This is a genomic window from Salinispora mooreana (assembly GCF_000379065.1).
GTDB lineage: Bacteria > Actinomycetota > Actinomycetes > Mycobacteriales > Micromonosporaceae > Micromonospora > Micromonospora mooreana.
This window is the reverse complement of the sequence record NZ_KB900615.1, coordinates 78,769-79,708: the sequence shown is the minus strand read 5'-3', so window position 1 is coordinate 79,708 and position 940 is coordinate 78,769. Positions and strand designations below refer to the sequence as shown.

General features: G+C 71.3%; 1 protein-coding gene. It reads left to right on the top strand.

Annotated elements, in window-relative coordinates:
* A partial coding sequence (locus SALPAC6_RS26830; protein ID WP_033774675.1) for an FtsK/SpoIIIE domain-containing protein occupies positions 1–940 on the top strand: 940 nt, incomplete at both ends.

Sequence of the window (940 nt, the reverse complement as noted above, 5' to 3'; positions counted from 1 at the left end):
CGGGTCATCCTCGTCGAGCAGTCGGCCATCACGGGTGGGGTGCCGTGGAACGGCCCCACCTACAACGCTGGCCGGTTCGAGATCGCCCGGTTCAGCGACGGATCGGCCGGCGACTGGGTGGTGTCGCGGCCGAACTTCGGGGTCCTCGGTGGCCTGGTCGTCGGCTCGTCCGGATCGGGCAAGTCCCGCGCCCTGGGTGTGCTGATCGCGAACCTGCTCGCCGGCGGTGTGCAGGTCGCCGTCGGCGATCCGCAGAACGGACAGTCTTTGCCAGCGTGGAAAGGCACGGTGGAGTACCACTCGGGGGTGGAGGCGACCGGGCTGCTGACCCGCCGTTTCCACGCCGAGGTGGAACGCCGCTCGCAGCTGCTGGCTGACGCCGGCGTCGACGCCTTCGACGCCAACGATCCGCGAGTGCGCGCACTGGGGCTGCTCCCCCTCGTTGTGGTCATCGACGAGTGCCAGCTGCTGCTGGTGCCGAACACGCCGATCGTGGCGCTGGCGGTGCAAGCCGCCGAGACGATGCGGAAAACGGGCTGCGGTCTTGTGTTGGCCACCCAGCTGCCGCAGCTGCGTGCCCTGGGCGGGTCGCAGCCGTTGCGCGACGCCCTGGTCGCCGGGAACGCCCTGATCCTGCGCGTGTCCAACCGCGGCAGCGGGTCGACGATCCTGCCCGACGATTTCGTGGGCGACCCGTTTGGCCTGCCCCGCGAGTTCGAGGACGGCACGACGACCGCCGGCATGGGCTTTCTGCGTCACTCCCACCGGGTCGGGATGGTCTGCCGGGTTCCGCACCTGGATGAGACCGCCGCCGCGGCAGCGGCGCCCCGCGTGCCGGTGCGGTGGAACGTCCCCGAGATCGACCCGGCTACCCCGATCGTGGTGCCCGGCCGCACCCCCACCAGCGGCAACACCACCACCCCCGCCAGCACCAGCAGCA